This is a genomic window from Bacillus cereus group sp. MYBK222-1 (assembly GCF_051916425.1).
Lineage (GTDB): Bacteria > Bacillota > Bacilli > Bacillales > Bacillaceae_G > Bacillus_A > Bacillus_A paranthracis.
In genome coordinates this window covers 1,606,278-1,629,381 of the sequence record NZ_JBQAGP010000001.1, presented here as the reverse complement: position 1 = coordinate 1,629,381, position 23,104 = coordinate 1,606,278, and the positions used below count along the sequence as shown (strand labels likewise).

The following is a 23,104-nucleotide window of genomic DNA, read 5'->3' as shown; positions in this document are numbered from 1 at the left end:
CTAAAATTAATTTATGTACATTCTATAAATCGTTGCGCTCTTTTAGAAAGCTTCCGATCTTTCAGCCATATAATTGATGATTCAGACTCATAAGGGAAATCTATTAAATCTACTATTTTTATAAATTCTTGTGGGATATGAGATACAGCACTTTTCGGCAAGATAGAGGCACCGATGCCAGTCATGATAAGCATAAGAATAAATGCTGAGTCAGGACATTCACATGCTATATTTAATGTTATACCAAGGTGCTTGCATTCATCGATGACGAGCTGATGATAGCTATTTTCTTTATCTTTATGTAAAAGTAAAAGGGGAATATGGCTTAATTCGGTTAGAGGGATTGGGAGGTGAGAATGATATAGTTCCCATTTAGCAGGCATGACTAATACGAAAGGTTCTTTTGATAAACATATACTAGAAAAAACATCTTTATTAAAAGGTGTACGCAAAATAGCGAGTTCGATATGCCGATTTTCTAATTGCTCTATTAAGTATGAAGGGCCACCTTCCCATATTTTTAAGTTCACATTTGGATAGTTATCTTGAAAATAGCGTATTTTTTCAGAGAGAAAAGGAATGCAAGAATGAAATGCTCCAATAGATAGCTTGCCCCTTAGCCCTTCACCGGTATCTTTAATCTCCGTAATAGTTTCTTCTAATTGATGAATAATGTTTTTTGCTTTCGTATATAAAATTTTTCCTTCTTCAGTCAAATGCATATTTCGGCCGTTTCTTTCAAAGAGGTTTACTGATAATTCTTGTTCTAGTAGCGATAGTTGTCTACTTAGAGGTGGCTGTGCCATATGAAGTCGTTGGGCAGCACGGGTAAGCTGTTTTTCTTCAGCGATTACAATAAAGTAACGAAGTTTTCTTATATCCATGTCAAAGTCCCTTTCTATACCATTTTTGTATGGGAAAACAACCTTATAGATAGTTTTCATATAATCTCCCACATGATATCATAAACAAAAAGTTTTAAAAATAGAAAATTCTAAAAATTTAAAATAATATTCAAAAAAGTAATAACTTGAAAATAGATCATATCGTTTTGAGGGGGGATTTTGATGAAAGTCTCGTTATTTATTACTTGTTTATCAGATGTGTTTTTTCCTCAAGTAGGTAAGAGTGTCGTAGAAATTATGAATCAATGCGGAGTGGAACTAGATTTCCCTGAAGGACAGACTTGTTGCGGACAACCAGCTTACAATAGTGGATATCAAGAAGATGCAAAACTAGCAGCAAAGCAAATGATTAAAGCATTTGAACATAGTGAATATATTGTGACGCCTTCAGGTTCTTGCGCTAGCATGGTTCATCATTATTATAAAGAGATGTTTAAAGGTGATAGTGAATGGTATGAAAAAGCGGTTCATTTAGCGGATAGAACGTATGAGTTGACGGACTTTTTAGTGAATGTACTTGGGAAAAATGATTGGAAATCTAAGTTGGTTGAGAAAGCTGTTTTCCATCAATCTTGTCATATGAGTCGGGCGCTCGGGATTAAAGAGGAACCACTGAAGTTATTATCGCAAGTAGAAGGTCTAGACATAAAAGAATTACCATATTGCCAAGATTGCTGCGGGTTTGGTGGTACTTTTGCAGTGAAAATGAGCTCGATTTCTGAAACGATGGTTGATGAAAAAATAAAACATATCGAGGCGACAGAAGCAAATCTCTTAATTGGAGCAGATATGGGATGTCTTATGAATATTGGGGGAAGATTGCGTAGGAAAAATAAAAATATTCAAGTGTTACATGTAGCAGAAGTACTGGCGAAGGGGCTGAATAAATGAGTGTGGCGGGGGAACTAGATTTTTTGAAAAGAGTAGATAAAGCGTTGCAAGATCCACAGATGAGAAGCGCGGTTCCGTTTACACAAGATCGGCTTCGGATGGGACGGGAACAAGCTACACAGGAATTAGGGAATATGGAAGAATGGCGCGAGGCAGCATCTGAAATTCGGATGCACACAATCGGAAATTTAGATAGTTATTTGGAACAATTAGCTACTAATGTTCGGAAAAATGGGGGGCATGTGCATTTCGCTTTCAAAGCAGAAGATGCTGTATCATATGTTTCTGAAATCGTAAGAAAAAAAGGAGCGAGATCAGTAATTAAGTCAAAGTCCATGGTTTCAGAAGAAATACATCTTAATAAAAACTTAGAAGAGATGGGGGTAAAAGTAGTAGAGTCTGATCTTGGGGAGTATATTATTCAATTAGCTGGAGAAACGCCATCCCATTTAATCGCCCCGGCTATTCATAAGACGAAGGAACAAGTAGCAGAGCTTTTTTCTAAGGAAGCAGGAAGAAAGATCCCAGTTGATACGAATCAATTACTACAATTTGCTAGGGAGCAATTGCGTAAAGAGTTTTTAGAAGCTGATATTGGTATTTCCGGTTGTAACTTTGCGGTAGCGGAATCTGGATCAGTTGTTCTTATAAGTAATGAAGGAAATGCTCGCCTTACTACGACATTGCCAAAGGTTCATATTGCGATTATGGGGATGGAACGCCTTGTTCCGACATGGAAAGATCTTGATGTAGTCGTTTCGATGTTAACAAGAAGTGCTACAGGCCAAAAGATTACATCTTATGTAACTGGAATTAATGGGGCGCGTTTACATGAAGATATGGATGGACCTGAAGAATTTCATTTAATTATTTTAGATAATGGCCGTTCTGATTTTTTAGGAACTGCTTATGAAGAAGTATTAAAGTGTATAAGGTGCGGAGCATGTGTAAATGTTTGTCCTGTGTATCGCAATATTGGAGGACATGCTTATGGAAGTGTTTATAGCGGGCCAATTGGAGCAGTACTTGCGCCTTTATTAGAAGGATATGAAGAGTTAAAAGAATTACCTTTTGCATCAAGTTTGTGCGGAGCATGTACAGATGTTTGCCCTGTGAAAATCCCATTACATGACCTTCTCATTGAACATCGTAAAGATGTCGTGGAACAAGGGTTTATAACGAAATTTGAGCAACTTGCCTTTAAAGGTTTCACGTTTATGGCGAGTCATCCATTCATTTATGAGAAAGCGATTAAAATGGCACATACAGGTTTATCAATATTTGCAAAAGATGGTTATATTGCGAATGGACCAGGTCCATTAAAAGGATGGACAGAAAGTAGAGATTTTCCAAAACCTGCGAAACAATCATTCCGTGATTGGTGGAAAAAAGAAACGAGGGATTCATAATATGAATACGGATGTACAAGAGTCTTTTTTAAACAATATCGCACGTAAATTAAATCGAGAACGTCGCTCGGGAGTTACTCCTCCCAGGTGGAAAAACAATCCACTTAGCCACTTTTCTAATGAGATAGATCACGAAAGTTTAATAGAGCAGTTTATTGCAAACTTGCATACGTTACATACAGAAGTAAGTCATATACACCGTTCAGAAATAGGGAGTGCACTTCAGTATGTTGTACATAAATTTAATGTTCAATCTGCGGTGTATTGGGATGATGATAGATTACATCAACTTGAAATAGGAAAGCATTTAATAGGAAATTTCGTTTCTCATCGAATGTGGCAAAGGAAAGAAGGGGAAAGAGAACTACGGGATTATGCAGCTCAGGTTGATATGGGAATTACATATGCTGAAATGGGACTTGCTGAGACGGGAACGGTTGTTTTATGGAATGGTGGTGGACGGGGGCGTTTAGTTAGCGTTTTGCCAGCAGTTTATGTAGCAATTCTCTCAGAACATACAATTTATAGACGCTTAACAGAAGGAGTAACTAGAATTCATGAACAGGTTTCGAATGGTTTACCTGCCTGTATTAATTTTATCACTGGGCCTAGCCGGACAGGTGATATTGAGATGGAATTAGCTTTTGGAGTTCATGGCCCCGGTAAGGTCCATGTCATTCTATTAAAGGATTAGAAAGAAAAACAAAAGAATGCGGGGGGAGTGGGAATTTTGATGAAGAATAAATTTCGTTATTATGTCTTTACAATGCTCACGTTTATTACGATGGTAAATTATATTGATCGAGGAGCCATCGCTTATGCGCAGTCTTTCATTATAAAGGAATATGGCTTTGACCCGAAGGAGTGGGGAGCAATATTAGGGTATTTTGGTTACGGTTACATGATCGGTTCTTTATTAGGAGGTATTTTTTCAGATAAAAAAGGGCCGAAATTTGTATGGATCGTAGCAGCAACGGCTTGGTCTATTTTTGAAATTGCGACCGCTTTTGCTGGAGAAATAGGGATTGCTGTTTTTGGAGGGTCTGCTTTAATAGGATTTGCTATTTTCCGCGTTTTATTTGGATTAACAGAAGGGCCATCTTTTGCGGTTTCGAATAAGACAGCAGCAAATTGGGCAGCTCCAAAAGAAAGAGCTTTTCTAACATCCCTTGGTTTTGTTGGCGTTCCGTTAGGGGCAGTATTAACAGCACCTGTAGCTGTTCTATTGCTATCTTTCACTAGTTGGAAAGTCATGTTTTTTATCCTCGGTACAATAGGGATTGTATGGGCGATTATTTGGTACTTTACTTTTACGAATATGCCTGAGGATCATCCGCGAGTGACAAAAGAAGAACTAGCTGAAATACGAAGTACGGAAGGTGTGCTTCAATCAGTAAAAGTAGAGAAAGAAATTCCAAAAGAGCCATGGTACTCCTTTTTTAAAGTTCCGACATTCGTTATGGTTACGATAGCATATTTTTGCTTCCAATATATCAATTTTTTAATATTAACTTGGACACCAAAATACTTGCAAGATGTATTCCATTTTCAATTATCTTCCCTTTGGTATCTTGGGATGATTCCTTGGCTCGGAGCTTGCATCACATTGCCGCTAGGGGCGAAGCTATCTGATCGTATTTTAAGTAAAACAGGAAACCTTCGTTTAGCTCGAACCGGGTTACCGATTATTGCTTTATTACTGACAGCAATTTGTTTTAGCTTCATTCCAGCGATGAATAATTACGTAGCTGTATTAGCGCTTATGTCGCTTGGAAATGCGTTTGCTTTTTTACCGAGTTCATTATTTTGGGCAATTATTGTCGATACTGCTCCTGCTTACTCAGGAACATATAGTGGAATTATGCATTTCATCGCTAATATCGCGACAATCTTAGCCCCGACTTTAACTGGATACTTAGTTGTAAGTTATGGCTATCCTTCTATGTTTATCGTAGCTGCCATTTCGGCCGCTATTGCAATGGGGGCAATGTTGTTTGTGAAACCAGGGCAGCAGACGAAGACGGAAAGCTTATTTAACTGGAGAGGTAAGAAGCGGTTAGAGGAACCTCGTGCTAATTTTGAATGAGCCAAGTAACAAGTAAGATGTAAAAAGTGAGTTGAATGAATTAGAAATGAAACCGAATGGTAGTATATGAAAAAACTCCTGAATTCGCATACTAAGTATGCAAATTTAATGGAGTTTTTTTCATTACCCGGAAGAAAAAGAATGAAGGATCAATAACATGTGAAAGTATAAAATTGTATATAAATCTCTGTAATGAAATGCTTAATGCGAAGCCTATTCTATAGCTTCGCCTATTTGTTTTGTACTCGAAGTTCATGCGAGTACGTGTTCCTATTCGGTTTTTAGCATGAATAGCATGTGAAATCAAAACTTTACTTGTAGTACATAATAAATACAGTTGTTACCCTTTTTAAATTACATGTGGATATAGAATAAAGTTGATTTATCATCCTATATGAAAATAAAAATAAAGCACTGTTCGATTTGAATATTCCACGATATAATGGTGAGAGTTTATGACAGAATAAATATTTACATAAGAAGTGAGGTACTGTATGAAAAAAAGAACGACAGACATTATTTTTATTATTATCGGTGCATTTCTTTTTGCGTTAGGTGTCAATTTGTTTGTTATCCCGAACGAGTTTGGTGAGGGCGGGGTAACAGGTATTACGATTATTACGTACTACTTATTTGAGTGGTCACCAGGTTTAGTGAATTTAATTTTAAATGCGATTTTGTTAATAGTCGGCTATAAATTTTTGAATAAAATCACAACGATTTATACGATTATCGCTGTAGTTACGAACTCGCTATTTCTTCATTTAACAGAAGGATGGACGATTGCTTCGGATGAAATGCTCGTAAATGCTATTTTCGGTGGAATATTTATCGGGTGCGGGATTGGTCTCATCATTCGCGTTGGTGGAACGACAGCAGGTACTACCATCTTAGCACGGATGACGCATAAATATTTAGGATGGAGCATTAGCTATGGTCTACTGTTCTTCGATTTAATCGTTGCGTTTTCATCTTATTTCATCATTGGTGCAGAAAAACTGATGCTGACAATTATTATGTTATATGTAGGAACGAAAGTAATGGAATTTGTAATTGAAGGTTTAAATCCGAAAAAGGCCATTACGATTATTTCGGATAAACCAGATGAAATTGCAGGGAAGGTAACAACCTTAATGGGCAGAGGAGTTACCGTGTATTCAGGTCATGGCTATTACACGAAAACGCCGAAGGACATTCTTTACGTTGTTATTAATAAGCAAGAAGTAGTGAAGCTAAAGAGGATTGTTCAAACTACAGATCCAGCTGCGTTCATTGCTATACATGATGTTCGTGACGTATTCGGAGAAGGATTTGTTGATATTTCGAAAGCTTAGAAATTATTTTTGCTTAAAATAATCTTAATACTAAAACGTGAGAATCTATTTTGAATAATCTTTTTTCAAAATAGATTCTTTTTTAATTAAACGCCATTCACTTTTAGTTCAACCTTTTGCGTTCTAATGGAAACGGCCGATAAAGCGCTCCAGTCTGTTTTTTAATTTTGAAATGTGAGAGTTGAATTACAATGGATTATATGTGATTGTTTAATCTACTCCCCATGAGTTCCGCCATTTGTTTTGCATCTGGATTTTCTTCATCGTACAATTTTTCAATAATATTAATATAATCCGTCTCATTTCGATTTTGACTTAATTTATATGCAGCCTGAATGTCTCCTACTTTAATTTTAAACCCAACTATGCCCTTCAGTTCATTTTCTAAGAGAGTGGGGGAAAGTTTATCCCATAATACTGGATTTTCACGATGCTCTTCATATTTTTTCAGCATTGTTGTTAATTCATCTATTAATTCCTCTTTATGTAAAATACTTGCTTTACCATATATATGGACGGCTTGATAATTCCATGTTGGAACTTCTTCATTTTCATACCAAGAAGAAGAGATATAAGAGTGCGGTCCCTGAAACATTACAAGAACATTCTCACAGTTTTCAAATGTTCTCCACTGGGGGTTCCCATAAGCCATATGTCCGGTAATAAAATAGTCATCACCTTTTTTAGTTAATCCAAAGGGCAAATGAGTTGCGATTGGTTTCTCTTTTTTTGTTGTGACGATTGTTCCAAAAGAGTTTTTTTGAACAAAATCCCAAATTTCATCAACATTTGTGACTTTAAAATACTTTGGAATATACATAATAGTCCACCTCTCAAAAAATTTATATGAGTGTTTTAATCATGATAAGGTCAACTTGTTCATCATCTCCCATATAAAAGGAGTGAGAGCCAGTTTGTACAAACCCTAATTTTTTATAAAAAGCAATAGCATTTTCATTTTTCTCCCATACGCCTAGCCAAATATTCTTTTTATTATGTTCTATTGCAATTTCAATAGCATTATTTAGTAGATATTTACCAAGACCATGTTTTTGAAAGGAGCTCTTTATATAAATTCTCTCGACTTCAAGTGATTCATCGCCCATTTCTTCAGACTGAGCATCATCAGTATTGATCTTCAGATACCCAGCAATTTTATCGTTGAAGTAGACAAAAAAGAATTGAGAAGAGTTATTGGATAATTCTTTTTCTAATTGCTTTAAGTTAAATGCCTTTTCCAAATAATGATGCATATTTTCGGGTGAGTTTTGATGTTTAAAAGTTTCATTAAATGTTTCATAACTAATTTCTTGAAGTTTGTGTATATCTTTAAGGGTGCACTTTTCTATATGTGTAGTCATATTAATAGTTCGCTCCTTTATATAATCAATAATCTCTCTTATTTCCCTTTTTTACAAATTCCCAATCTTTTTCTATATTTTTTCTTACTCTTTGAAGAAGCTTAGAAATAGTTTCCGCTTCTGTTTCCGAAAATCCCTCTAATGCAACAGTATTGGAATAATCATTTTCTCTCTTAATGAAAGGATAAACATTTTTTCCTTTTTCTGTCGGAAAAAGTTTTTTAATTTTTTTGTTAGATTCATCTTCTTTCTTTTCGATAAATCCATTGATTTCAAGCTTTTTGATAGCACGGGCTGCGGTTGTACGATCTACTTTTATCATCTCAGATAGCTTTTCTTGAATGATTCCTGGGTTTTCACATATTCGCACAAGGTACAAATACTGACCTTTTGTAAGCTCATATTCTTTAAATTCTATATTACTGATAGAATCTAACGCCCTTGCAATCATGCCAATTTCACGAAGAATTTCTTTCATAATGAACTCCTTATCTTTTATTTTTATTGCAAATGCAACAATTTGAAGTTACATTTAATATAAAATATTTTTATTGTAAATGCAACAAAAATAACGATGAAGAGGTTGATTAAAATGAAGTATGTTTTTTATGTATTAGGAATTTTAATATTAACCCTTGGTATTTCTTTCACAATACAATCAGATTTTGGTACTTCACCTTTTGATGCACTTTTAGTAGGACTTTCTTTAAATGTGGGGCTTACTGTGGGAAGCTGGGAAATAATAATAGCTTTATTATTAATATGTTGTAATTCGATATTAAAAAGAAAAAGACCAGAGGTACTAGGGTTGTTAACAGCATTCATAACGGGTATTGGTATTGATGTGTGGCTATTTTTATTACGCAATTTAATTACACCAGAAATATGGTACAGTAAAATGATTTATTTTGGAATTGGCTTAGTTATTACAGGATTAGGAACTGCGATATATTTACAAACAAATTTTGCTCCCATTCCAATTGACCGATTAACTTTAATCATACAAGAATTAACGAGAACGAATATCTTTATATCGCGAACATGTATTTACCTTATATTCTTAATAATGGCAACGATTTTACATGGACCAATTGGTATTGGAACTATATTAACCGTTTGTTTAGGTGGGCTATTACTGAATTTCTTTATGCCACTTACTAAAAAAGTATTAGATCACTTATTCGTACACCAGAGTACATCACCAAGTTATAAGAGTAATAAAGCAGCTGACCACAATGATAACAAGAGTATCTTCTAAGGAATCCTTTTCTTTTTCTTGCAAAAAATCCAATTGTTTCTTAATGTATTGATGTAGAAGGATGAATAAGAGAGGGTTTAATGAAGATGATACATATTTTATTAGCTGATGATGATAAGCATATTAGAGAGTTGTTACATTATCATTTACAAAAAGAGGGGTTTACAGTTTTTGAAGCAGAAGATGGAAAGGTAGCGCAAGAAGTATTAGAGAAGGAAAATATTCATCTTGCGATCGTAGACATTATGATGCCGTTCGTTGATGGCTATACGTTATGTGAAGAAATTCGGAAGTATCATGATATTCCTGTTATTTTATTAACAGCAAAGGATCAGTTAGTCGATAAAGAGAAAGGTTTCATTTCTGGTACGGACGATTATATCGTAAAACCATTTGAACCAGCTGAAGTCATTTTCCGTATGAAAGCTTTATTACGCCGTTATCAAATGCTAAGTGCGGACATAATTACACTTCACGGGACGACAATTGATCGTAAAGGTGTTGAAGTAAAGTGTAACGGGCAGACGATTTTGCTTCCGTTAAAAGAATTTGAATTATTATCACAATTAGCTAGTTATCCTGGGAGAACATTTTCAAGAGAAGAGTTAATTGAGCTAGTATGGGGAATGGATTTTGAAGGGGATGAACGAACGGTTGACGTTCATGTGAAAAGGCTCCGAGATCGTTTCTCAAAACGAACGGATGATTTTCAAATTACGACAGTACGCGGACTCGGGTATAAGTTGGAGCTGAAATAAAATGAAATCATTATACTCTAGATTTGTTTTTATGACGGTCGGTATTATGCTACTCAGTAGTATTATCGGCTTTTTATTAACGAACGTATATTATCAAGTGAAGTTAAAACCGTATAATAGTGAAAAGATTTTAAAGTATGCGGAAGAAGTTAAATCGTTATATGAAAAGCAAAGCGAAGAAAATCAAGAGGCGTACTTACAATCTATTGCGAAGCTAGGGTATGAAATTTATATTGTCGATGATCAAAAGAATGGAAAGCGTATCGGCAATGCGTTTCGTAAGACGTCTATTAGTGATGATACCGTTCATAAAGTATTGCAAGGGGAAACGTTTAATGGTGTTTCTACATATCCGACTCGCCTATTTATTACCGGTTTTTTCGATAATGAATTAATAAATAGTGTCGGTGTACCGGTAAAGCACGGTGATAAACAGTACGCATTATTTATTCGTCCTGACATTCAAAACCAATTTGGCGAGATGCGAATTTTCTTAGCGGTATTACTTGGGTTTATCGTACTACTAAGTATTATCTTTATAGCGATTGCAGCAGGTTACATCGTTCGTCCCATTCGTAAATTTACGAATGCTACGCAAAAAATTGCGAGTGGGGAATATGAAATTGAATTAGATGTAAAACGAAAAGATGAAATAGGAACGTTATCTACAAGCTTCCAAAAGATGACGAAAAGTATTAAAGAACTCGATGAAATGAGACAAGAATTCGTTTCGAACGTTTCACATGAATTCCAGTCACCGCTTTCTTCCATACAAGGATTTTCGAAGACATTACAAACAGAAAAGATGAGCGTGGAAGAAAGAAACCATTACTTACAAATTATTGAGGGCGAAAGTAAGCGAATGTCTAGTTTATGTAAACAGTTACTTACGCTAGCGTCATTAGATAAAGAAGAGAAAGTTTTACAAATAAAAGAATTCAATTTGCAGAAGCAAATTAAAGACGTCATTTTTATGCTCGAATGGAAATGGCGTGAGAAAGATATCGCCGTTGAATTTGATGTGCCAGATATCACTATAAAAGGTGATGAAAACTTACTTCATCAAGTATGGAGTAATATCTTTACGAATAGCATTAAATTTTCAAACGACGGTGGGACCATTGAGTTTTTTTTCGAAGAGTTAGAGTCTAGCGTTATAATCTCGATATCCGATAACGGAATCGGCATGGAAAAAGAAGAAATGGATCGTATTTTTGATCGTTTTTATAAGGTGGATACAGCAAGAGCAAGAAATGTAGAAGGTAGCGGTTTAGGATTATCGATTGTGCAGAAGATTGTTGAACTGCATAACGGAACTGTTTCAGTTTATAGCACGAAAGGGGAAGGGACGACTGTTCGGGTGGAGCTTCCAAAATAGAGGGAAGAGGCTGTTTGGGAACGGCCTCTTCTTTTTTGTTGCTAGTGTACATGTAAAATGAAAAAATGTGAGTCATTTTAATTCCATAATCGGACGAGTTTGTGGAGTGAGACTAGGAGGGAATTTATTTGAAAATGTAGAATCTCTACAGAGTTATAGAGAGTGTATTAAAACTTGAACTGTGTAGGGAGGAAATTACTTTGAAACGAATTGACTTGTTATTAAACGCATTAGATTCAACATTCGATAAAGAGAGTTGGTATGCACCGTTTAAACATGCTATAGAAGGACTTACAGCCGAACAGGCTATGTGGAAACCACCTAGTGAGGAAACGAATACCATTTGGGAGAACGTTAATCATCTTATTTACTATAAAGAGAGGCTTGCTGCAAATTTGGAAGGCCGGGAATGGAAAAATAATCTTGACGGTAATGACACCTTTTATCTTACTAAGCAATCTAATGATGATATGGAATGGAAGAAAGTCGTTGAACGTTCTGAAGATGCTCAACATAATTTAAGACAAGTATTAAGTGCAATTTCCGAAAGAGAGCTTGAGCAAAATTCACTAGAAGGAAAATTACTGGACATCTTGCTTCATGATGCTTATCATACAGGACAAATTATTCAATTAAGGAAAATGCAAGGGTCTTGGCCATCAAAGCGTTAACTGAACGTTTTAGTTGGTGCTATTGTTGAATAAAATTTAGATATTCAAACGACTTTATTTTTAGTGAAGTATTTTACATCCAAAATGAAATAATTATATTTATAACCCCGTCCTCAATTTAGAACGGGGTTATATTTGTTCCTGCTATAAAGCCGCACCTTTCCCGCGCTCTTCCTTAAACCGAACCCCAAAAGTATCCGCTGTAATTTCATCAGCTTTCGGCAATGCTCGTAATTTCGGATGGAGTAGCCATACGAGAGAAATAAATAAAATCCCGATGCTAGCGAGTGCGAAAATGAGTTGGCTACTAAATACATTTGCAGCATATCCGCCAATTAAAGAACCGAACGGCATAGCAATTGTGCCCATACTTCGCATAACTGAATTGATGCGGCCAATATATTGGTTTGGAATTAGAATTTGGCTAATTGTCGCAAATAATATGTTGGTTGCACCAATTGGAATCCAAGCTAGGCCGAATAAGAGAATAGATAGCCATTGAAACGGTACGATTGTAGAGAGAAACCAAAAGGTAGCGCCAGCCGCAAAACTAATAATGGAGACGCGGCCAACGTTACGTTTGCCTACCCATGAACTGAATAATGCGCCGATGAGACTACCTGCTGATATAGCAGCTAAGAAGAATCCGTATGATTTCACGCCTCCTAAAGAATCAGCGAAAGAAGGGAGTATGGCCATCGTCATACCGATAGAAAAATTGGCAACAACTGAACCGATTAAGAATACGCTCATTAATGAACGAAAGACGATTGAAAAACCTTCTTTTAAATCAGAGAAATATTGTTTAGTTGAAAGTGATGTGTTTGCTGCAGTTTGCTGTGGCATTTTCAATGAAAAGAACAAAAGGGCAGTAATCGCGAATGTGAAAGAGTCAATTACATATAAAGAGATTGCGCCAAGTAGTGCTACTAATATTCCAGAAAGAGTCGTACAAATTAAATCGATGCCTTGATACGCAAATGAGAAGAGTGAGTTTCCTTTTAATAATTGTGTTTTATGCAGTAGAAGTGGTAAAGCTTTTGACTGTGCAGGATAGGCGAATTGTTCGATAAAGGCTACGATGGGCATGATGATGAGTAGTAGTTGGACTGTTAATAGGTCGAAGTAGTGTGTAATAGGAATGATTAATATAAGAATGCATTGCAAAACTTGTGTGATGACGAGGGTGTTTTTAATTGGCCATCTATCAACGAATGGGCCGGTAAGAAATTGTAATGCAGAAGGTAGTAACGTAAGGAAACCAGCCAATCCAGAATAAAAAGGATTACCACTTAGCTTATATACGAGCCACATTGCTGCTACGTAATATAAGCTATCTCCTATGTTTGTAAAAATTCTCCCTAAAAATAATAAGAGGAAATTCCGGTTTTTTAATATGTCCACTTTATCTACTCCTTTATAATAAATTTATTCGGTAAAATAAATTTGACCGTTTATGTAAAAAAAATCGTATTACGATTTTTCTTCTTCTTTAACAAATTGCTGCATTGTTCTCTCTGCGATTTGAAGTGCAGTAGTAGAAATATAATAAGGTTTACTATTCGGATCTTTATCTGCACCTTTTGTGATTTCGTTTAATTCAGACATTAATTCATAAAACTTTTTTACCCACACTTGAAATTGTTCTGGCGTAGCATCAAACTCCCAGCAAGATGAAACGTAATTCCACTTAGCTGGGTCTTCACTTGCATTTCGTAATGTAAAAGCTTCCTCTGGTGCAGCGAGAATTTGGCTTTTCGTTCTTTCTATCATTTGTAAAAAGATTTGGCGACCTGATTCGCTTACTATTTCTAAATGAGGTAATAGATCTGTGGCAGGGGTGAAGCCTTTAGCGACAGATTGATAAAACTTTTGAACAATGCCATTCTTTTCTTCTGTATAAACAATCTCTATAAGATCATTCTTTTCTAATTCTTTTAAATGATAATGAATTTTCGCCCTTGAAATGCCGAATTTCTCAGATAGTAATTGTCCAGTATAAGGACGTTCGCATAGACGTATCATCATTTCGGCACGTAGTGGATCGCTTAATGCTTTTAGTTGGCTATAAGTAGTGAGTGTTAATACGGGCTTCAATATGATCAACTCCTTGAATTAAATTACTCGGTCAATATTATTTGACTGAATTGTATCAAGGATTCTATTTATTTTCAATACTTTCTGAAAATTTAATCTTTCCTCTGTAATCTTCTGTTCATATTCCGTTCATATTTCTTTTTTATGATAAGTGCATAGAAAGAAAGAGGAAGGAGCGAGCGAAATGTTTTTAGCTCTGCGTGAATTGAAACAATCAAAATTAAGATATGGATTAATCGGACTTATCATGGTTTTATTATCATTTTTAGTCCTTGTGATTTCAGGATTAGCAAATGGATTATCATATGATAATGCTTCATCGATTCAAAATATGGAGGCAAATAAGTTCGTTTTAGCGGATGATGCGGAAAATAAATTACTTCGTTCACAAATTAAGAAAGACGATGTAGATAACGTAGTAAGTCAAGTAGGCGAGAAAGAGGCCGTTCCGTTTCGCGTGAAAGTTTCAACATATGAAAAGAAAGATAGTTCAAAAAAGGTTGATATCGCTATTTTCTCAAGTGAACGCGATACATTTTTGGAACCGAACATTGTAAAAGGTGAGAAATTAGGTACAGCAAACAATGAAATGGTTGCTGATGAATCAATTAAAGAAAAAGGAATTGATATTGGGGATACAATTATTGATCCTGTTTCAAAGAAAGAATTTACAATCGTTGGATTTACGAAAGATCAAATGTTTAGCCATACACCAGTTGTATATGTAAATGAAGACATATGGGGTGCTATTTCACAACCAAATCAAAAAGATTATAGTGCAATTGCACTGAATACAGATAAAGAAATTAAAAATGCACATGTTATCGACAAAAAAGAAGTACTGCAAAGTATTCCAGGGTTTAAAGAAGAGCAAGGAACATTAACGATGATTATTGCGTTCTTACTTGTTATCGCTGCGCTATTAATCGGTGTATTCTTCTACGTCATTACGCTGCAAAAAACACAGCAATTAGGCGTATTAAAAGCGATTGGTACAAAGAACTCGTATTTAGCAAATAGCTTAGTCGTGCAGGCGTTATTCTTATCAGTCGTTGCGATGATAATTAGCATCGTTCTTGTACAAGGATTAGAACAAATTTTACCAACAGGTATGCCGTTCTTATTAACAACACCGATGATTGCACAATATGCAGCAATCTTTATCGTCATTAGTATTTTAGGAACACTTATTTCGTTATATCAAGTATTAAAAGTTGATGCACTAGAAGCAATTGGAGGCGGGATGTAATGACTTCATTATTGAAATTAGACAAAGTAAGTAAAGTGTACGGAGAAGGGAATACGGAAGTAACAGCCCTTCATCCGATATCGCTTGATGTAAAAGCTGGAGAATTTATCGGAATCGTCGGTCCTTCTGGATCAGGGAAAAGTACGTTATTATCAATCGCGGGTGCACTATTATCACCGTCAAAAGGGGATATTTACATTCGTGAGCAAAATATTACGAAGTTATCAGAAAAGGAAATGACAGACATTCGTTTGAAAAAAATCGGCTTCATTTTCCAGTTTGCAAATCTTGTTCCATATTTAAATGTGAAGGAACAGTTACTTTACATTGCTAAGCTGAAAAAAGAAAGTAAACAAGAATCCGAAAAGCGTGCAGATCATTTATTAGCGGCATTTGGATTAGGAGAAAGAAAGAATCATTATCCAAATCAACTATCTGGTGGGGAAAAACAAAGGGTAGCAATTGCTCGTGCGTTCATGAATAACCCAGATTTAATATTAGCGGATGAGCCAACGGCAAGCTTAGACTCAAAACGCGCACGTGAAGTTGTGGAAATGATGAAACGTGAAGTGAAGGAGAGCCAAAAAGCAGCAATTATGATTACACATGATGAAAGAATGCTTGATGTATGTGATCGTATATTGACGCTAAGAGATGGACAATTAATATAAAGAAAAAGGGCCAACCGTACATGCGGTTGGCCTTTGTATAATTATTTCTAATAAGTATAATGGCTTTATTTTGAGAATAACGTTTTAATTTTATTGCGCGCAATTAATAAAACGCCGCCTAATACAGATAACATACCTAAAGCCATATTATTTGATTGCTCACTACCAGCATTAGGAAGTTCTCTAGCATTATTGTTTGCATTTGTAGTACCAGTCTTTGTTTCTGTTTGTTTCGATTGAGATACTTCGTTGATCTTGTTATCTACATTTTGCTTAGTTGTGTGTAACTCAGCTAATTTGTCATCAATTTTTTTCTCAGTATGTTTAAAGTCGTTGATTTTAATATCTAAGTCTTGTTTTTTCTTTGATAAATCGTCTGAAACAGTTTGTTTCGATTGCTTAATCTCGTTAATTTTATTGATTAAATCTTGTCTAGCTTCTTGTAATGCGGCTAGTTTGTTTTTCACATCTTGTTTAGCTAGTTCTAAGTTAGCGGAAAGGCTATCTAAATTGCCTTTAATTTTCTTAAGTTCCTCTAACGTGTTACCAGTATTCGGTTTGTTTTCTTTTAGCTCAGCAAGTTTGTCCTCAGCCGTTTGTTTCGCTTTCTTTAACTCAGCTAACTTTTCATCGACTTGTTTTTTAACTTCCTTAAGTTCATTAACCTTTTGATCGATGTTCTCTTTATGCTGCTTAATTTCATTCACTTTTTCATCGACAGTTTGTTTATGTTCTTTAATCTCATTAACCTTATTATCGATATTTTGCTTATGTTCTTTCACTTCAGCAACTTTATCTTCTACTTGTTTTTTATGCTCTTTTATTTCAGCGATTTTATCTTCGGCGATTTGTTTGTCTTGCTGAAGTTTTGCATCGAACTCTTCTTTACGTTGCTTAAGTTCGTTAATTTTTTCATCGGCAACTTGTTTACGCTCGTGTAGTTCATTCACCTTCGTATCAACATTTTCCTTAACTTTGTTAAGTTCATTCAATGTTTGATCCGCGTTTTCTTTGTGTTGCTGCAATTTCGCATCTAACTCTTGTTTATGTTGTTTAATTTCAGCTAATCGATCTCCCGTACTTTGCTGAGGAGTAGCATCAGTTACTTCCGCATGAGCAGAGTTTGCACCAGCAATCATTGCTAAAGCTAGTGTAGACGCAGCGATTGTTTGTTTTGTTTTCATATTTTTGTACCTCTTTTCTTTCATATGCATGAACTGTTTTGTGTAAAATTGAGCATATATAAGTAGATTATTTTATTATTATATACCATGTGCGGCGCCCAAAGGAAGTATTTGCATAATAATCTATGATTATGTAATTTTAAAATTATCTTATTTTGGGGTAGGGGACAATACTTTAGCTAGATGAACAATTTCTTCTATGGTAGAGTTTACATCTTTGTTATTACGAATTACAAACAAATAATCAGCCTCGTTTTCTACAGGATCCACGACATCCTCGTGAAATGATTCAGCTTGTTGCCGATCGAGTACTTCTTTGAAACTAGAGTAGCTACCTTTAAAAATATTCGTACTTCGCGTGCTTCGAGCCACTCTTTCATAAAGTACATCATCTGGAATGTCAAAATGAACGAGTATGCGTACATATTCATTTGGCGGAAATAATTCATTTAGTAAATATAGTCGTCCGTTTTTACTGCGATTGGAATTACAAATAATAAGGTGTAAACTCGTATGTTCTTTCGCATAATCAACAATGAATTTTGAAAGGCCGTGCTTAAATGTATTAGCGCCTTCAGCTGGTTGTAATTTTTCATAATGCGCGTTAATAAATTCTGCTTGGTTATCTTGATCCATAACGAAAGAGTGAGGGAACTCTTTTTCTAATTCTCTTGCAAATGTAGTTTTTCCGCTGTGTGTTTTTCCTACTGTAATAATGACGAGTCGTTTCATATTGGCCTCCATGTGTATTGTTATAGTCTGGAATATTCTGTGTGAATCGACAATTTTCCTGCTAGAGAATATACAAAGTGTCGGAGTGATAGTAGGCTGGAAACTTGACAAAAAAACTTATTTATGCTATAATTTACCAATATAAAAATAAAGTGTATAATAGGGTTCTCCTGGCCAGGGGGAACCCTATTTTTGTTGTGAAAATGAAGGAGTGTATGCGCGTGAAAAAAGGTGAAGCAAGTGTAACGTCGTTAGTATCAGCTTTCGGAAGGGCATATCATAGTGAATTTGATAATCCGAAAATCTTTGATGATTATGTAGCTAAAGAGTTCATTTTTCAAAAAGAACGTAACGACATTGAAATGAACATGGTTCAAGGAATACATTTTTTCAATACAGACATTGCACAGCAGTTTCAAGATAATCCGAAAGAAATATTAAAATGGATTACACAAGTTCAATTATCACCAACACCTTTAGCGCGTGCGGCATATTGTGAAAGAGTATTACTACACGAGATTACGCTGGGAGCGAAACAATACGTGATACTCGGTGCGGGATTGGATACATTCAGTTTTAGACACCGAGAACTAGAAAATAAAATAGAAGTATTTGAAGTGGATCATCCTTCTACGCAGCAGTTTAAGAAGGAAAGAATAAAAGAAGCAGAACTTGAAGTTCCAAATAACCTTCATTTTGTTTCAATGGATTTTACGAAAGGATTTTCCTATGAACAGTTACAGAATGAAGGATTTGAAAATAAAAAGACTTTCTTTAGCCTATTAGGTGTTACGTATTATTTAACGAAAGAGGAACTTTCTAGTTTAATAGAATGTCTATTCGAGATGGTTCCAGAAGGGAGTTCTATCGTTTTTGATTATCCCGATGAAAACTTATTTACGGAAAAAGGGTTGTCTAACCGAGTTGAAAATATGGTGAAAATGGCTACAATAGGCGGAGAACCGATGAAATCATGTTTTTCTTATACCGAAATGGAAGCACTATTAGAGAAGGCGGGCTTACTCATTTATGAGCATTTATCACCAGAGGACATAAATACATTCTATTTTGAAGGAAGAAACGATTACTTAGAAGCTTTTGAGACGGTGCATTATGTGCATGCGGTAAAGAGGTAGAGGATTATTAGGCATGGAGAGGAATCTCTGTGTCTTTTTTATGGGAGAACAAGTGGGAAACATTAATAGGAAGGGAAATTCGATAATTTAAAGAATATGAAGTATGAATGTAACAAATTAAGTAGTGATGCTAAAGGAGAACAGAATGTACACAATTGGACAAGTTGCAAAATTTTTAGATGTATCTAGAGATACTTTGAAGTTTTATGAGGAAAAAGATTTGGTCAAGCCAAAGCAAAGTGTTGAGAATGGGTATAGGAAATATAATCATTTTGATATATATGATATAACAACGGTCAATTTCTATAGGGAAATGGATATCGAAATAAAAAAAATTCAGGAATTAAGAAAAAGTAAGAGCGTAGAGGGAATAAAAGCATTGTTAGAAGAGAAAGAAAAAGAAGTTTTAGAGGAGATAGAGTATAAAAAACTTCTTTTAAAAAAGCTTCAAATTGCAAAAGAAGATTGCGAAAAAATAAAGCAATTCTTAGGGAAATACGTAGTAAAAGAAATGAAGCCTTTAGAAGTAAATGGAGAAATAGAGCATTTTACTGCGTATGATAAATATGAATCTTTGAAAAAGAATACGGATCGTTTAAAAAAGGCAGTTACTTTAACATCTCTACGAAGAGTTATAAGTTTTAATGAAGAAGGTATTATAGAAGATAAATTTATAATTGTAAGAAAAGTAGAGGACTTTGACAAAGAATTAGAAGGGGAAATTCTATCACATCCAAAATGTATGTATACAGTTATTGAAGATGGAAGGTGGTCGACTGGTGGGAATAGTATTGATCATATCGTGGGATCCAGTTTAAGAAAAGCAGCAATAGAACAAGGGCATGAGCTTTTGGGGCTAGTGTATATAAACATATTACTTACCACGTATGAAGATGAACTTGAGCGTATATTTTTAGAAATTTATGCACCTGTAAAATAATGCAGACATGTATTGACCTGTGAGTAACCCCCAGGTTTAAGCTAGGAGTATCTGTAAATATAAATACTATTATATTTGCGAAATACATAGTTTGAAATGGGGATTGTGCATGAATAGAGAAAAGAAATTAAAAAAGCCAGTAGCTAGTTTTATTGTACTAACCAATATTATTTTTCTGCCACTTTTTTTACTTGTAGGAGCTACAAGTATGTTGGGGTTCCCTGTATGGGTTTTTGATGTAATGTTTTGTATATCGTCTTGGTCTTCAACTTTTGCTTTTGTAATGCTATTTAAAAAAATTTATCCGGGGCAGAGCGTTATACAATTTGTAAAAGATAAATTCAGGACTAAACTTAAATTATCTGTGATTCTTACTGCAAGTATGATTCAGGCTTTTATATTTTTATTGATTTTGTTTCTAATATCTAAAAATAGTAAAGTAGACTCTATTTTTACTGTATCTTCATGGGGAATACTAATCTATTTCTTTGTTAAAAATTTTCTTGCGGGGCCATTGGGAGAAGAACTAGGATGGAGAGGATTTGCACAAATTGAGCTTCAAAAGAAGTATTCACCATTAAAGGCTTCAATAATCATTGGATTTTGGTGGGGGATGTGGCATCTACCTATTTGGTTTACTACAGGATTTGTTGGCATGGACCTAATGAAATATATTCTATTTTTTATGATCTCTATCATATGTATAAAAATCGTCATGACTGCATTTTACAACTTGAATCAGAATTTAATTATTCCAATCATTATCCATCAATTCTTTAATTTTTTTATTGGTATTATAAACGGAAATTTAATAAATCTAATCATGTATAACGCGATATTTTATTTAGTGGTAGCAGTTGTAATGATTGTTATAAATCCAAAGAGAGTTTTGTATGGAGCGGAAAATATAAATAGTAGCAATCGAAAGTATTAAGTATATTGCTATTGGAAGGCGAGGAATTATGAAAATTATATAAGTATTTATAAAAGATTAGTCGTTGCTATAATCATTTTAATCCTTTCAATTGTTTTTCTATATTTCAACCCGCATAGCAGAAAAATGCCCGATAAGGAAGTATATATTACTGTATTTTTCATGCCCTTACTCCCTTCTTTTCTAGCAGTTATTAGGAGAAAAACTTTTATGATTTTTTACGGCATTTGGTTGTTACCAAGAACTTTTTATTTGAGTGTAGCTGCGATATCTACGTTATGGAATTTATATATTCTATCTTGAATGATTTATTTTACTAAGTTTTTGAAAGGGAAGGATGAGGAGTATAATGAAACAAGAATTATCTAAATTAGCAGATATACTAGTCAACCATTCTACGAAAGTACAGCCTGGTGACCAAGTGTTAATTCAAAGTGTTACGGAAATAGATCCTATAGTAGTTCGTGAAATTATAAAGTCAGTGGAAAAAGCAGGTGGATATGCACATGTATCAATGCGTGACGTTTCTGTTACGAGGCAATTGATTTTATCAGGATCTGAAGAACAATTTAAGTTATTAGCAGATTGGGAATGTTATCGACTAAGTAAAATGCAAGTGTATATTAATCTCCGTAGTCCCAGAAATGCATATGAATTAGCAGATGTACCAGCAGAAAAAATGAAGTTATATCAAAAGATATTCGGAAAAGCTCATAGTGAAGCGGTGTATAAAAAGAGATGGGTGACAACTCGCATTCCGAATGCGGCTTCTGCACAAGAAGCAAATATGAGCACGGAGGCTTATGAAAAATTCTATTATGATGTATGTACGCTAGATTACAACAATATGTCGAAAGCGATGGAGCCATTAAAAGAATTAATGGAAAAGACAAAACGAGTGAGGATAATTGGAGAAGGAACAGATTTGGAGTTTTCCATTGAAGGAATAGGCGTTTTAAAGGGGGATGGTACGGATAATATCCCGGATGGCGAAATATATACAGCACCTGTTAAAGATTCTGTAAATGGAGTAATAACATTTAACACAGCTTCCATTCAACAAGGTTATGCGTTTCAAAATATAAAGTTACATGTTAAACATGGGAAAATAATAGAGGCATATGCAAATGATACAGAGCGAATGAATCGCATTCTTGATACGGATGAGGGAGCAAGATATGTTGGAGAGTTCGCGTTAGCTTTTAACCCTTACATACTACATCCGATGAATAATACGTTATTTGATGAAAAAATATATGGTAGTTTTCATCTAGCGATTGGAGATTCGTTGCAAGGTGCAGATAATGGGAATACATCAGCGATACATTGGGATTTAGTAAACATTCAAAGGCCAGAGTACGGCGGTGGTGAAATTTGGTTTGATGATGTACTGATTAGAAAAGATGGGGGTTTTATTTTACCAGAGCTGTTAGGATTAAATGAAAAGAATTTAAAAAGGTAAAGTGCTTTTTGGAAGTTGTGTAAAGGAGATTAAAACCCTAGGACAGGGGCAATATAGGAGGAAGTTAAAATGGGAAAGAGTGAAATGTTTCAGGATTTTAACTTTAAATTAGTGATAATTGAAGCTTTATTAGATAAAGAGCCACTATTTCAAAAGGAATTGAAAGACTTAATAGATAAGTATACGAATAATTTCGAATGGTATGCAGGAGCTGGACCAATTGTTGAAATCAGAGATTTTTTAGAAGAGTTAACTTTGGAAATAAGTGATTTGGAAAAGATTGAATCCCTTTGCTTTGATGGCGGGAATGAAATTTATCATATTTTAAAGCCTGATTGGGACGGTGAAGACAGTTTATTTGATGTTATATCTGTTGAAGGATTTCAAAATCTAAAAAATTTAAAAACAGTGGAGTATATTTCAATGTGTTACCCGAAAGTATTAGAACCATTAAAACAAGCTGGAATAGAAATTGAGGATTAATGAAGAGAATTTAAAATGGTAAAGTACCTTATTGAAATTGTGTAAAGAAAATTAAAACACAACAGATTAAACGAAGTGATTTATCGTATAAATTTACATTCAGTTAATATTAGTAGGTTAATAGAAAAATTAGTGTTAATTGTTGAATGGGGCGTGTAAAAAAGA

Annotated in this window: 24 protein-coding genes; 16 read left to right on the top strand and 8 right to left on the bottom strand. The window is 34.8% G+C overall.

Annotation, left to right across the window (positions count from 1 at the left end):
* Positions 1-11: 11 nt before the first annotated feature.
* Positions 12-884: a LysR family transcriptional regulator gene (locus tag ACTFR9_RS08375; protein ID WP_001997873.1), complete on the bottom strand. Its 873-nt coding sequence runs from the start codon at positions 882-884 to the stop codon at positions 12-14.
* A gap of 183 nt (positions 885-1,067) precedes the next feature.
* Between ACTFR9_RS08375 and ACTFR9_RS08370 the strand changes: the two genes are divergently transcribed.
* The 5 genes from ACTFR9_RS08370 to ACTFR9_RS08350 all read left to right on the top strand — a co-directional run bounded on the left by ACTFR9_RS08370 (position 1,068) and on the right by ACTFR9_RS08350 (position 6,625).
* Positions 1,068-1,796, top strand: a complete 729-nt coding sequence (locus tag ACTFR9_RS08370; protein WP_000868790.1) for a (Fe-S)-binding protein — start codon at positions 1,068-1,070, stop codon at positions 1,794-1,796.
* Positions 1,793-3,205 carry a LutB/LldF family L-lactate oxidation iron-sulfur protein gene (locus ACTFR9_RS08365; RefSeq protein ID WP_000109347.1) on the top strand — a complete coding sequence of 471 codons (1,413 nt, stop codon included), beginning with the start codon at positions 1,793-1,795 and terminating at the stop codon, positions 3,203-3,205. Before ACTFR9_RS08370 ends, ACTFR9_RS08365 begins: the two co-directional genes overlap by 4 nt.
* 1 nt (position 3,206) lies before the next feature.
* Positions 3,207-3,899: a LutC/YkgG family protein gene (locus ACTFR9_RS08360; RefSeq protein ID WP_001090795.1), complete on the top strand. Its 693-nt coding sequence runs from the start codon at positions 3,207-3,209 to the stop codon at positions 3,897-3,899.
* A gap of 39 nt (positions 3,900-3,938) precedes the next feature.
* Complete coding sequence (locus ACTFR9_RS08355; RefSeq protein WP_229136744.1) at positions 3,939-5,291, top strand: MFS transporter; 1,353 nt, start codon at positions 3,939-3,941, stop codon at positions 5,289-5,291.
* Positions 5,292-5,785: 494 nt separating this feature from the next.
* Positions 5,786-6,625, top strand: coding sequence for a YitT family protein (locus ACTFR9_RS08350; RefSeq protein ID WP_000747496.1), 840 nt, complete (start codon positions 5,786-5,788; stop codon positions 6,623-6,625).
* 196 nt (positions 6,626-6,821) lie between these two features.
* Here ACTFR9_RS08350 and paiB read toward each other — a convergent pair whose 3' ends face one another.
* From paiB to ACTFR9_RS08335, 3 genes are read right to left on the bottom strand one after another with little or no spacing between them, the layout of a single operon-like run.
* Positions 6,822-7,445: a protease synthase/sporulation negative transcriptional regulator PaiB gene (gene paiB, locus ACTFR9_RS08345; RefSeq protein ID WP_229136743.1), complete on the bottom strand. Its 624-nt coding sequence runs from the start codon at positions 7,443-7,445 to the stop codon at positions 6,822-6,824.
* A 22-nt stretch (positions 7,446-7,467) separates the two neighbouring features.
* Entirely contained in the window at positions 7,468-7,986 is a 519-nt protein-coding gene (locus ACTFR9_RS08340) for a GNAT family N-acetyltransferase (RefSeq protein WP_229136742.1), read from the bottom strand.
* A gap of 25 nt (positions 7,987-8,011) precedes the next feature.
* Positions 8,012-8,464: a MarR family winged helix-turn-helix transcriptional regulator gene (locus ACTFR9_RS08335; RefSeq protein WP_000658981.1), complete on the bottom strand. Its 453-nt coding sequence runs from the start codon at positions 8,462-8,464 to the stop codon at positions 8,012-8,014.
* Between the two features lie 114 nt (positions 8,465-8,578).
* Between ACTFR9_RS08335 and ACTFR9_RS08330 the strand changes: the two genes are divergently transcribed.
* From ACTFR9_RS08330 to ACTFR9_RS08315, 4 genes are all read left to right on the top strand, one after another.
* Positions 8,579-9,244 (top strand): YczE/YyaS/YitT family protein, encoded by a 666-nt coding sequence (locus ACTFR9_RS08330; protein ID WP_076856660.1) that lies wholly within the window; start codon positions 8,579-8,581, stop codon positions 9,242-9,244.
* An 80-nt stretch (positions 9,245-9,324) separates the two neighbouring features.
* On the top strand, positions 9,325-10,002 hold the full coding sequence (locus ACTFR9_RS08325; RefSeq protein ID WP_000781974.1) for a response regulator transcription factor: 678 nt from the start codon (positions 9,325-9,327) through the stop codon (positions 10,000-10,002).
* A gap of 1 nt (position 10,003) precedes the next feature.
* Positions 10,004-11,380, top strand: coding sequence for a sensor histidine kinase (locus tag ACTFR9_RS08320; protein WP_076871879.1), 1,377 nt, complete (start codon positions 10,004-10,006; stop codon positions 11,378-11,380).
* 200 nt (positions 11,381-11,580) lie between these two features.
* The gene (locus ACTFR9_RS08315; protein WP_229136741.1) at positions 11,581-12,051 is read left to right on the top strand and encodes a DinB family protein; all 471 of its coding nucleotides are present in this window, start codon (positions 11,581-11,583) and stop codon (positions 12,049-12,051) included.
* Positions 12,052-12,195: 144 nt separating this feature from the next.
* On the opposite strand, the gene ACTFR9_RS08310 is transcribed toward ACTFR9_RS08315, so the two are convergent.
* Both ACTFR9_RS08310 and ACTFR9_RS08305 read right to left on the bottom strand, forming a co-directional pair.
* Positions 12,196-13,455, bottom strand: a complete 1,260-nt coding sequence (locus ACTFR9_RS08310) for an MFS transporter (RefSeq protein WP_076871880.1) — start codon at positions 13,453-13,455, stop codon at positions 12,196-12,198.
* 69 nt (positions 13,456-13,524) lie between these two features.
* Entirely contained in the window at positions 13,525-14,148 is a 624-nt protein-coding gene (locus ACTFR9_RS08305) for an ArsR/SmtB family transcription factor (RefSeq protein WP_000805783.1), read from the bottom strand.
* 184 nt (positions 14,149-14,332) lie between these two features.
* On the opposite strand from ACTFR9_RS08305, the gene ACTFR9_RS08300 reads away from it, so the two are divergent.
* Together ACTFR9_RS08300 and ACTFR9_RS08295 are read left to right on the top strand one after the other, a co-directional pair.
* Positions 14,333-15,397: an ABC transporter permease gene (locus ACTFR9_RS08300; protein ID WP_229136740.1), complete on the top strand. Its 1,065-nt coding sequence runs from the start codon at positions 14,333-14,335 to the stop codon at positions 15,395-15,397.
* Entirely contained in the window at positions 15,397-16,068 is a 672-nt protein-coding gene (locus tag ACTFR9_RS08295) for an ABC transporter ATP-binding protein (protein WP_000202587.1), read from the top strand. The genes ACTFR9_RS08300 and ACTFR9_RS08295 overlap by 1 nt, the downstream gene beginning before the upstream one ends.
* Before the next feature lie 65 nt (positions 16,069-16,133).
* On the opposite strand, the gene ACTFR9_RS08290 is transcribed toward ACTFR9_RS08295, so the two are convergent.
* A complete protein-coding gene (locus ACTFR9_RS08290) occupies positions 16,134-17,252 on the bottom strand; it encodes an LPXTG cell wall anchor domain-containing protein (RefSeq protein ID WP_229136739.1) in 1,119 nt (372 codons plus the stop codon).
* Between the two features lie 150 nt (positions 17,253-17,402).
* The gene (locus ACTFR9_RS08285; RefSeq protein ID WP_229136738.1) at positions 17,403-17,984 is read right to left on the bottom strand and encodes an AAA family ATPase; all 582 of its coding nucleotides are present in this window, start codon (positions 17,982-17,984) and stop codon (positions 17,403-17,405) included.
* A gap of 221 nt (positions 17,985-18,205) precedes the next feature.
* On the opposite strand from ACTFR9_RS08285, the gene ACTFR9_RS08280 reads away from it, so the two are divergent.
* The 5 genes from ACTFR9_RS08280 to ACTFR9_RS08260 all read left to right on the top strand — a co-directional run bounded on the left by ACTFR9_RS08280 (position 18,206) and on the right by ACTFR9_RS08260 (position 22,939).
* Entirely contained in the window at positions 18,206-19,120 is a 915-nt protein-coding gene (locus ACTFR9_RS08280; RefSeq protein ID WP_229136737.1) for a class I SAM-dependent methyltransferase, read from the top strand.
* A 145-nt stretch (positions 19,121-19,265) separates the two neighbouring features.
* Entirely contained in the window at positions 19,266-20,060 is a 795-nt protein-coding gene (locus ACTFR9_RS08275; RefSeq protein ID WP_000288010.1) for a MerR family transcriptional regulator, read from the top strand.
* 109 nt (positions 20,061-20,169) lie between these two features.
* A complete protein-coding gene (locus ACTFR9_RS08270; protein ID WP_001078414.1) occupies positions 20,170-20,994 on the top strand; it encodes a CPBP family intramembrane glutamic endopeptidase in 825 nt (274 codons plus the stop codon).
* Positions 20,995-21,343: 349 nt separating this feature from the next.
* Complete coding sequence (locus tag ACTFR9_RS08265; protein WP_000807031.1) at positions 21,344-22,456, top strand: aminopeptidase; 1,113 nt, start codon at positions 21,344-21,346, stop codon at positions 22,454-22,456.
* 69 nt (positions 22,457-22,525) lie between these two features.
* Complete coding sequence (locus ACTFR9_RS08260) at positions 22,526-22,939, top strand: DUF6892 domain-containing protein (RefSeq protein ID WP_103141435.1); 414 nt, start codon at positions 22,526-22,528, stop codon at positions 22,937-22,939.
* Positions 22,940-23,104: the final 165 nt, after the last annotated feature.